The sequence below is a fragment of the Rhizobium sp. EC-SD404 genome (assembly GCF_902498825.1).
Classification (GTDB): Bacteria; Pseudomonadota; Alphaproteobacteria; order Rhizobiales; family Rhizobiaceae; genus Georhizobium.
This window is the reverse complement of the sequence record NZ_LR701447.1, coordinates 1-10,461: the sequence shown is the minus strand read 5'-3', so window position 1 is coordinate 10,461 and position 10,461 is coordinate 1. Positions and strand designations below refer to the sequence as shown.

9 protein-coding genes are annotated in these 10,461 nt (G+C 54.5%); 8 read left to right on the top strand and 1 reads right to left on the bottom strand.

Annotation, left to right across the window (positions count from 1 at the left end; translation table 11 throughout):
* A partial coding sequence (locus tag GC125_RS00115; protein WP_199864372.1) for a DNA-methyltransferase occupies positions 1-305 on the top strand: 305 nt, incomplete at its 5' end.
* A gap of 156 nt (positions 306-461) precedes the next feature.
* Here GC125_RS00115 and GC125_RS00110 read toward each other — a convergent pair.
* Positions 462-1,631, bottom strand: coding sequence for a nucleotide sugar dehydrogenase (locus GC125_RS00110; RefSeq protein ID WP_353617021.1), 1,170 nt, complete (start codon positions 1,629-1,631; stop codon positions 462-464).
* A gap of 225 nt (positions 1,632-1,856) precedes the next feature.
* Between GC125_RS00110 and rfbA the strand changes: the two genes are divergently transcribed.
* From rfbA to cysD, 7 genes are all read left to right on the top strand, one after another.
* Positions 1,857-2,735, top strand: coding sequence for a glucose-1-phosphate thymidylyltransferase RfbA (gene rfbA, locus GC125_RS00105; protein WP_151983182.1), 879 nt, complete (start codon positions 1,857-1,859; stop codon positions 2,733-2,735).
* On the top strand, positions 2,732-3,283 hold the full coding sequence (rfbC, locus tag GC125_RS00100) for a dTDP-4-dehydrorhamnose 3,5-epimerase (RefSeq protein WP_151983181.1): 552 nt from the start codon (positions 2,732-2,734) through the stop codon (positions 3,281-3,283). The genes rfbA and rfbC overlap by 4 nt, the downstream gene beginning before the upstream one ends.
* A gap of 83 nt (positions 3,284-3,366) precedes the next feature.
* Positions 3,367-4,419 carry a dTDP-glucose 4,6-dehydratase gene (gene rfbB, locus GC125_RS00095; RefSeq protein ID WP_151983180.1) on the top strand — a complete coding sequence of 351 codons (1,053 nt, stop codon included), beginning with the start codon at positions 3,367-3,369 and terminating at the stop codon, positions 4,417-4,419.
* Positions 4,420-4,472: 53 nt separating this feature from the next.
* Positions 4,473-5,390 (top strand): NAD-dependent epimerase/dehydratase family protein, encoded by a 918-nt coding sequence (locus GC125_RS00090; RefSeq protein WP_151983179.1) that lies wholly within the window; start codon positions 4,473-4,475, stop codon positions 5,388-5,390.
* 12 nt (positions 5,391-5,402) lie between these two features.
* Complete coding sequence (locus GC125_RS00085; protein WP_151983178.1) at positions 5,403-8,219, top strand: rhamnan synthesis F family protein; 2,817 nt, start codon at positions 5,403-5,405, stop codon at positions 8,217-8,219.
* A 111-nt stretch (positions 8,220-8,330) separates the two neighbouring features.
* Positions 8,331-9,065 (top strand): ABC transporter permease, encoded by a 735-nt coding sequence (locus GC125_RS00080; RefSeq protein ID WP_151983177.1) that lies wholly within the window; start codon positions 8,331-8,333, stop codon positions 9,063-9,065.
* Between the two features lie 355 nt (positions 9,066-9,420).
* Positions 9,421-10,323 carry a sulfate adenylyltransferase subunit CysD gene (cysD, locus tag GC125_RS00075; protein ID WP_151983176.1) on the top strand — a complete coding sequence of 301 codons (903 nt, stop codon included), beginning with the start codon at positions 9,421-9,423 and terminating at the stop codon, positions 10,321-10,323.
* Positions 10,324-10,461: the final 138 nt, after the last annotated feature.

Here is a 10,461-nt window from a genome sequence, read left to right as displayed (position 1 = left end):
AAGGACCAAAGAAAGGTCAGCTCAGCGGGCATCCGCTCGGCAAGAATCCAGGCGACGTTTGGGATATCCCGAACGTCAAACACAACCACCGGGAGAAGACCAGTCATCCGTGCCAGTTTCCGGAGGCCTTGATCGAGAGACTCGTCGCAGCTTTGACCAACGAAGGCGATCGGATCGTGGATCCCTATGCGGGGTCAGGAACAACCGGTGCTGTGGCTCAACGCTTGGATCGACGTGCGTTTCTGATCGAGCGGGATTCAAGCTATGCAGCGATCGCCCGCAATCGCGTTGGGCTAGGCCGGTAATAGCGGTTCGATCGCATCGTGCAGACAATTTAAGGGCAGCGCTCAACAAGGCTGTGGCTCTGTGGGTAGTAATGACGAAACTCGGGGATCGGTCCGAAAGGTAAATCTTCACCGACCATATTTATTAGAGAATTAGAATATTTCGGACATTAAACATTAATCCGTCCCAAAAATGTCCCGCGTATATACTTTGTGCCTCACATCCTCCAGTTCTTCAGAATTCCGGTTGGATATGATGACACTTGAACGATTCTTAAAATCGCTGACATCTCGAACCACTTCGCACTCCAAGAATCGATCTTCGAACAATTTCGGCTCGTAAACTAAAACCTCAATTCCGCGATCTCGGATTCGTTTTAAAATCCCTTGGATCGACGATTCGCGAAAATTATCCGAATCCTTCTTCATGATGAGACGAAAGACTCCGACGACGCGTGGTGACATTGATGCCACCCTATCAGCGATAAAGTTCTTTCGGACATCGTTCGCCTCGACGACTGCACGGATTAAGCTCTGCGGAATATCCTCAAAATTTGCTAGAAGTTGCTTTGTGTCCTTTGGCAGGCAGTAGCCTCCATATCCAAACGACGGATTGTTATAATGGCTTCCGATGCGCGGATCTAAACTTACGCCTTCGATAATCGATTGAGCGTCCAACCCATTTATAATCGAATAAGTATCGACTTCATTGAAAAAGGCTACGCGCATAGCAAGGTAAGAATTGGAGAAAAGCTTGATGGACTCTGCTTCTGACAATCCAGTTAGAATTATCGATGCCTCGGGATTACTCGATGCAGAACGAAGTATGTCTGCAAATGCCTCAGCGTCCTGACGCGGTCCACCCACGACAATTCGTGAGGGGAATAGGTTGTCCCGAAGCGCGCGCCCCTCGCGAAGAAATTCCGGAGAGAATAATATCCGATAGTCGGACGATTTAGCACTGAGGTCAGCCGTATACCCAACGGGCACTGTCGATTTAATGACTATGACGGCCGTCGAGTTGATTGATCGAACGGCTTGGACCACACCCTCGACGCTTTGCGTATCGAAACGGTTGGTATGCGTATCGTAGTTCGTTGGCGTCGCGACGATCACATAATCGGCTGCCTCAAAGGCAGCTCGCACATGGCTGGTCGCCGATATCGATAAGTCGCGTTGCAGTAAAAACCGCTCAATGTCCTCATCGGCAACCGGTGATTTTTTGTCGTTGATTTTGGCGATTCGATCGTCATCGACATCATAGACAACAACTTCGTGAGTTGCGGCTAAAAGCACGGCATTGGAAAGTCCGACATAGCCGGCACCGGCGACAGCGATTTTCATCATCAGAAATCAGAGCTTTTCTAGTTGAACACGGCTGAGCATGCTGCAAAGCTCATCTAGGTCACTATCCAGACATGCTGGTGACGAGGCATTTGCTTGGTCGTGACGTATTGTAATTCAGAGCCGCCAACAAACCATTTGACGGGAAAAAGACACATCCTTACTGCCAACGTCTAGTTCGCGTTGTCCACCAAAGCGCGACGTCGGCAGCAAAGAAAAGGACGCGCCATGAAAGGCATCATACTCGCAGGCGGGAGCGGGACGCGACTCTATCCGGTGACAAGCGCAGTCTCCAAGCAGCTGCTGCCGGTCTACGACAAGCCGATGATCTATTATCCGATCTCGACGCTGATGCATGCGGGCATCCGGGATATCTTGATCATTTCGACGCCCGAGGACACGCCTCGCTTCGAGCAGATGTTGGGCGATGGCTCTCGCTGGGGGATCAGCTTTTCCTATGCGGTGCAGCCCTCGCCCGATGGCCTGGCGCAGGCGTTCCTGATCGGGGCCGAGTTCCTCGATGGCAGCCCTTGTGCGCTGGTGCTCGGCGACAACATCTTTCATGGCGAAGATCTGCGCCGGCTGCTCGACAATGCGGCGTCGCGCGAGACGGGCGCGAGCGTCTTTGCCTATCACGTCCAGGATCCAGAGCGATACGGCGTCGTCGAGTTCGACCAGGACGGCAAGGTGTTGAGCCTGGAAGAGAAGCCGAAGCAGCCGAAGTCGAGCTATGCGGTAACCGGGCTCTACTTCTACGATTCCACGGTGGTGAAAAAGGCGAAGCAGCTGACGCCGTCGCATCGCGGCGAGCTTGAGATCACCGACCTCAACCGGCTCTATCTCGACGAAGGCCTGTTGAATGTCGAGATCATGGGGCGCGGCTATGCCTGGCTCGACACCGGCACCCATGACAGCCTGCTCGATGCCGGCAACTTCATCGCCACGCTGGAGCATCGCCAGGGCCTGAAGATCGCCTGCCCCGAGGAGATCGCTTACCGGTCGGGCTGGATCGATGCGGATGAATTGAAGGCGCTTGCCGCACCCTTGGCAAAGAACAATTACGGCCGCTACCTCATCCAGCTCCTCAGCGATCGGGTGCTGGCATGAAGTTCCAGGAACTTGCGCTCAAGGGCGTCTTCCTGATCGAGCCGAAGGTGTTCGGTGACGAACGCGGCTTCTTCATGGAGAGCTTCAACGCGGCGCGGTTCCGCGAGGGCACCGGTGCCAACGTCGCTTTCGTCCAGGACAACCATTCCCGCTCGTCCCGTGGCGTGTTGCGCGGCCTGCATTACCAGCTGCCGCCACATGCGCAGGGCAAGCTCGTGCGCGTTGTCTCCGGCGAGGTCTATGACGTCGCCGTCGATATCTGCCGCTCCTCCCCGACCTTCGGCCAGCATGTGGGTGCGGTGCTTTCGGCCGAGAACAAGCGGCAGCTGTGGATCCCGGCAGGCTTTGCCCATGGTTTCGTCACACTTTCCGACCATGCCGAGTTTCTCTACAAGACGACCGATACCTATGCCCCGGAGTGCGAGGGCGCGATCGCTTGGAATGACCCGGAGCTTGGCATCGACTGGCACATCGCGGCCGATGTCATTCAATTGTCGGAAAAGGATGGCAAGGCTCCGCCTCTGAAGGATGCGAAGCACTTCGAGTAAGCGGTATTCGATCGACGCGTAATTGACGGCAGACGGCCCTTCTCCTTCGGTTGGGTTCGAGAGACGACAGGACAGCTTTTTCCATGACCATTCTCGTCACCGGCGGTGCCGGTTTCATCGGCAGCAATTTCGTCCTTGATTGGCTCAAGGATTCGCAAGAGCCCGTCATCAATCTCGACAAGCTGACCTATGCCGGCAACATGGACAATCTGGCGTCGCTTGAAGGTAATCCGGCTCACCGCTTCGTTCAGGCCGACATCTGCGATGCCGACGCGCTGAAAACGATCTTCGCCTCCGACGATATTCGCGCCGTCGTCCATTTTGCCGCCGAGAGCCATGTGGATCGCTCGATCCATGGCCCGGAAGCCTTTCTCGACACCAACGTCACCGGCACCTTCCGCCTGCTCGAAGCCGCACGCCATGCCTGGGGACCGAATGCTGCCTCAGAAGGCCGCCGCTTCATCCATGTTTCGACCGACGAGGTTTACGGTTCGCTCGACCCCGATGCGCCGGCGTTTTCGGAGACCAACACCTACGAGCCGAACAGCCCCTATTCGGCCTCCAAGGCGGCGGCGGATCATTTTGCCCGCGCCTATCACCACACCTATGGGCTGCCGGTGATCATCACCAACTGCTCCAACAATTACGGCCCATACCACTTCCCCGAGAAGCTGATCCCGCTCGTCATCCACCGGGCGCTGAAGGGCGAACCCCTGCCCGTCTATGGCGACGGCACGCAGATCCGCGACTGGCTCTATGTCGGCGATCACTGCTCGGCGATCCGCCGCGTTCTCGAAGCCGGACGGCTGGGTGAGAAGTACAACATCGGCGGCTTCAACGAGAAGACCAACATCGAGGTGGTGCGCACCATCTGCGCGCTTCTCGACGAACGCCGCCCACGCGCTGACGGAAAGGGTTATGCCACGCAGATCACCCATGTTCGCGACCGGCCCGGCCACGACAAGCGCTACGCCATCGACGCCACCAAGATCGCGACCGAACTGAACTGGCAGCCCGCCGAGACCTTCGACACCGGCATCGCCCGCACCGTCGATTGGTATCTCGCCAACCAGGGCTGGGTCGACCGCGTCACATCCGGCGCCTACAAAAACTGGCTGGAGAAGCAATACGCATGAGTGTGGTGCTGATTGAGGCAACGACCGAACGCCTGCAGACATAGGCTGATCCGATGGCGCGATACATTGTGACCGGCTCAACTGGCTTTTTGGGCTCAGATTTGGCCTTACTGCTTGATCAAAGTGGTCATGAGGTGATTAGAGCCGGCCGGCGCTATGTCGCGCATCACACGACGGTGCATTTTGATCTCGGCGACCTAACAACCTTATCAAACTTGGCAGCGACGGAAGCCGATGGAATATTTCATCTCGCTTGGTCCACCACACCCGCTGTTGCGGAAGCATACCCGCATCAAGACATCTCGACTAACGTAGCGGGAACAGTCGCTCTCTATCAATTTGCTCAGTCGCAGAAGATTCCGATCGTTTTCGTCTCATCCGGCGGAACGGTCTATGGCAATGCGACAATTACGCCGACGCCGGAAACATCGCCCCTCAATCCCGTTGGTGCCTATGGACTGGGAAAATCGTTCGCCGAGCGCTATGCCGATTATTATTCGAATATTGGAGCAGACATACGTATCGCCCGTGTCAGTAACCCCTTCGGCGAGGGACAGTCCGCAGCACGCCTGCAGGGCGTCATCCCCATCTTTGCGAAAAGGATCGCAAAGGGCGAACCCATAACGATTTGGGGTGATGGAGAAAATCTGCGCGATTACATCCCAGTACGTGATGTATCCATAGCGCTCATTAAAATGATGTCACAACAAAGCGCATCCGTTCGAAAAGCATCTGTCTTCAACATAGGCGCAGGCGTGGGCTTATCATTAAATCGACTAATTGCGATTTTGGAAGAAGAAATCGGCTCGAAGGCTGACGTCAAATATCTGGACGCAAGGCCTTTTGATATACATGCCAGCATTCTCGATGTTCACCGTGCCTTAAATTTATTGCAATGGGAGCCAAGCGCTGATCCAGAAAGTAGCGTCCGAAAATTTGCAAGAGCCATCCAAACCAAAAAAATCGAATGACTGGACAATTTAATGGGCGTCTCTCGCAAGAATACTATTCGGTCTTTGATCGAAATTAAAAATAGCAAATTGTTCGATCTAGAACACTATCGAAAGCAGTCGGGCAAAAGACATCTCAGCCTCTATACCGCCATTTATCATTACATCATTTCGGGCGAACGCCGAGGCCTTAGCGCCAACCCCAGCTTTGATCCCAAATACTATCTCACTGCCAACCCCGACCTGAATGGCTGGTCGCTACCCCTTTTCGTCCATTACGTCCGGTATGGCCACAAAGAGGGACGGGCGGCTAAGTCACTAACCAGTGCTACCGATGGCATCTCTAAAAGCATCAAACGAGTAATCATCGACTCAGGGGAATTCGACCTCGATTACTACGCAATTCAGAGCGGCGAACGCTTTAAGAATACCGACCAAGCCGTGCGTCATTATCTGGCAAAGGGCGAATCGAGAGGCTTCAAACCAAACCCAGATTTTGACCCTGTTGTTTACCGCTCCTATTCCGATCTAAAAAATTACGGAGCCCTTTTCTATCATTATTTGCTTCATGGTCGAAAAGAGGGCCGCATCGGTAATTACGATTTCAGCTCGTGTTTTCGGCCTGGAAAACGCGTTTACGATAAATCCAAAGAAACAGTTGCTTTGGTCATTCACGAGGGATCGTTCACCGGTGCCCCCATCCTCGGGATCAACCTTCTTGAGCAATTTTCTCAGACGCACAACATCGTCCTCATCTCCTTGAGAGATGGTCCGCTGCTTCGCTATGCTGCCGATTTCGCCGTCAAGATCGTTGTCGGTGACGTGAACGTCGGCAGATTGAGTTCAGAGTTGCTAGCTGCAAAGCTTATTCGGCCGCTTATCTCAGAATTCAATGTTACCGCCGCTCTCGCAAACAGTGTCGAAACGGCCGCAATTGTGGCGGCGCTTTCAACTGCCAATGTCCCCATCGTGTCACTGATTCATGAATTCGCGACTTATGTGCAACCGCTCACCCTTTCGACTGTGCTGGCAAGCTCCCAGAGAGTGGTATTTTCCTCATCGCTGACCCAGAAATCCGCCCTAGAGGCCGGCATCACGGGTCATTTCCGACATTCGGTGGTGCGGCCTCAAGGTCGCTGTGTGGTTCCCGACGTTGGAGCAACAGCAACGGATGATGCTTCGCGGACTCGGTCAAAGCCTCACGTTGAACTCAGTAAATCTGATTTTCTTTGCATCGGGTGCGGTTATGTGCAGTACCGGAAAGGGGTCGATTTATTTATTGCCACGGCGGCAGCTTACAGACGTCTGAACCCTTCAACCAAAGCGGCATTTGTCTGGGTTGGAGAGGGTTATGATCCGATAAACGACCTCGGCTACTCCGCTTGGTTGAAGGATCAAATCCAACGCAGCGGGCTCGACGATGTTGTCGCCATGATGCCTGTAATGGATGCGAAGGCCTTGCTCCAGCTGTATGGAATGGCCGATGCGATGCTTCTCAGTTCGCGGCTGGATCCGTTTCCAAACGTTGCGATCGATGCAATTGCTGAGGGACTACCTCTGGTCTCGTTCAAGGACGCAAATGGTGTATCCGAATATCTGGAGGACGATGAGTTGCTTTCATCTCTCGTTGTTCCCTATCTGGACATCGAAGCAGCGGCTGCGGCTCTTATCAAACTGAAGTCCGGCGAGAAGAGAAGCCGTAAGATCAGTGAGCATCTCAAGCGACTGGCCGCTAACCAGTTCAACATGGTCGACTATGTCGACGACCTTCGAAGCTTGCTTGAGCAAGCCGTGGCCGTCAGCCGACAAGAGCGAACAGATGTCGAGACGATATTGGAGCATGGCGGCGTCGATTTTGACATGCTCGGTATCCGGGATAGCCCTGATCAGAGAGACGTCGTCTCCAACTACGTCCGGTTGTGCGCTGGTTCTATTAATCGAACCTCGAACGGCATAGAACGTCGGCCCATACCTGGCTTTTATCCAGCTCAGTATGCAGCGTCGCATCCGTCGCTTGCGGAACTGCCATATGAGAACGCTTACGCGCACTTTTTGAGGGCAGGTCGTCCGAGTGGGCCATGGATCCGCGATGTCGTGCAGCTTCAGCAGAGCGACAAACCAGCAGTCAATTTAAAGGATGCGGAGGTGGCCCTTCATATTCACCTTCATTATCCGGACCAAGCTCTGGAAATTTGCCGACGAATCTCCCTCAATCGTTCTCGCCCAACCTTGCTCATCACCGTAACCGAAAAAACCAACAAATCGGTCGCAGCTGAGGCGTTTGCAAACTATTCGGGTTCTGTGGACATTCGGGTTGTCCCAAATAAGGGCCGGGACATCGGCCCATTCCTATGTGGGTTCAAAGACCGCCTGTCTGACTTCAAAGTGATCGGACACATCCATAGCAAGAAGAGCATGGACATTGCTGAAGATACCGTTTCAGTCTGGCGCGATTTTCTGCTCGAAACGCTGCTGGGGGGACGATATGAAGCCTTGGATCAAATCGTGGCAGCGTTTGATCGAAACCCGGAATTAGGCCTGATCTATCCCGAGGATCCGCAGTCCGTCGGATGGACCGAGAATTTTAGCGCTGCAACTCGGATTGCGCCGCGCGTCGGGTTGTCTTCGATTCCGGCATTCATTGAATTTCCAGTCGGCAACATGTTTTTTGCCAGAACTAAAGCGCTGAATAGACTTTTCGGCGCCGAATTTGAATTGTCAGACTTTCCAGAAGAACCGGTTGCTTATGATGGGACGATCCTACACGCCCTTGAACGTCTTACTCCTGTTATCGTGGAAGACGCTGGATACAGCGTGAAAGCCATCCATGGCAAAGGCTTAACCAGATAGCCGGGGTTTAGGCTTTGCTTCAGTAATTATCGCTTGAATGTCTTCGAAAAGGAAACCGCTGTGCCAAGTCGTACATCTTTCCTGACCGCAGCCCGTCGGAAGGGCAATGTCATGAAGGCAGTGATGCTGCGTGATATGCGCACGCGTTTCTTCGATCACGGCCTTGGGTTCCTGATCGTCATCTTCTTTCCGCTCGGACATATGATGATCTTGTTGCTAATCTACAGTGTGTTAGGACGCTCGGCCCCGTACGGCGACAGCCTGATGCTTTTCTTTGGAACCGGCTTGGTCCCAACTTTGGCCTTCATGTACGTCTCTCGGATGATGGTGGTTTCCATCCAAGCCAATAGACCCATGCTGTCATTTCCGGCGATCCGCGTGACCGACATCATTTTCGGACGCGCAGTTTTAGAGGTTTTCGGATCGTGCTTGATGGCAGTGCTTGTGGTTCTAATATTTGCTCTCATGGGACAACCGGCGTTGCCGATTGATCTGCCAAACGCTGTAGCGGCTCTGGCAGCCACCCTTGTATTGGCAATCGGCGTCGGCTTCTTGATGAGCTTGGCTGCTGCGATCATCCCGGCAGTCGCAATGGCGTACATGCTCGCCACCATCCTGGTTTATATTCTTTCGGGGACCCTTTTCGTTGCCTCCTCACTGCCTGCCCCAGTGATCGAGGTCCTAGCTTGGAACCCTGTTTTGCATGGCGTTGAATGGTTACGATCGGCCTATTATTTGGACTATCCCACACAGGTTCTCGACAAGGGATACCTAATCGCATGTGGCGCAATTACTTTATTGCTCGGATTGGGCGTAGAGCGATACACACGAACAATGGTTTATTAGCGCTGTAATTTCCCAGCTAACATGTTGTCTTACTTTAGTGCTGCAGCACCCACGCCTGACTAAGGTAATAGGTGGCCCCCGCGTGCCATCAGGATCTAACTTATGTAAAAATCGATCGTGCCAAAGCGAAAACAGCTGAGATTGGGGGGGTGACGGCCAGGCCACTAGTCGATGCCGATTTCCTTCAATTTTTGCATTCAGAAGACCATTCACACATTGCGCAAATGCTTGCACTCAGTCCATACACCAACAGATCAGCCCATCGGGGTGGGATCTTACGATTAAGCACAGGGGGTGGCGCGAACCCTTGCAGTTGTCTTCCACATAATTGCGAGGTTTACTTAGCCAATTGACGATGAAGCAGCTTTCCCATCTCGAACGGCTCGAAGCGGAGTCGATCCATATCTTCCGCGAGGTCGCGGCGACCTTCCAGCGTCCGGTCATGCTCTATTCGGTGGGCAAGGACTCCTCCGTCATGCTGCACCTGGCAATGAAGGCGTTCTATCCAGCCAAGCCGCCTTTCCCCTTCCTGCATGTCGATACGACCTGGAAGTTCCGGGAGATGATCGAGTTTCGCGACCGCATGGCGCGCGAGCGCGGCTTCGATCTCGATGTCCACATCAACCAGGATGGCGTGGAGCAGGGCATCAGCCCCTTCGTGCACGGCTCGAACACCCATACCCACATCATGAAGACGGTGGCGCTGCGCCAGGCGCTCGATGCGGGCCGCTATGACGCCGCTTTCGGCGGTGCGCGCCGTGACGAGGAAAAGAGCCGGGCCAAGGAGCGCATCTTCTCCTTCCGCAATGCCAGCCACGCCTGGGACCCGAAGGGCCAGCGGCCGGAGATGTGGAAGATCTACAATACCCGCGTCGGCCAGGGTGAATCGATCCGCGTCTTCCCGCTCTCCAATTGGACCGAGCTCGACATCTGGCAGTACATCCTTGCCGAGAATATCCCGATCGTGCCGCTCTATTTCGCCAAGAAGCGGCCGGTCGTCGAGCGCGACGGCATGCTGATCATGGTCGACGATGACCGCATGAAGCTGCAACCCGGCGAGAAGATCGAAGAGAAGATGGTGCGTTTCCGCACGCTCGGCTGCTATCCGCTGACGGGTGCGATCGAATCGGAAGCCGACGATCTGCCGGGCATTGTGCGTGAAATGCTGATCGCACGCACCTCCGAGCGGCAGGGCCGCCTGATCGACCGCGACGAAGCGGGATCCATGGAAAAGAAGAAGCGCGAGGGATATTTCTGATGCGCGCCACGGCGATTTCAGAGGCGACGACGAACGAAGCAGCCGGCGATGCCGCCGCGACCGTTGCCGATTACCTGGCCAAGCAGGAAAGCAAATCCTTCCTGCGTTTCCTGACCTGCGGCTCGGTGGACGACGGCA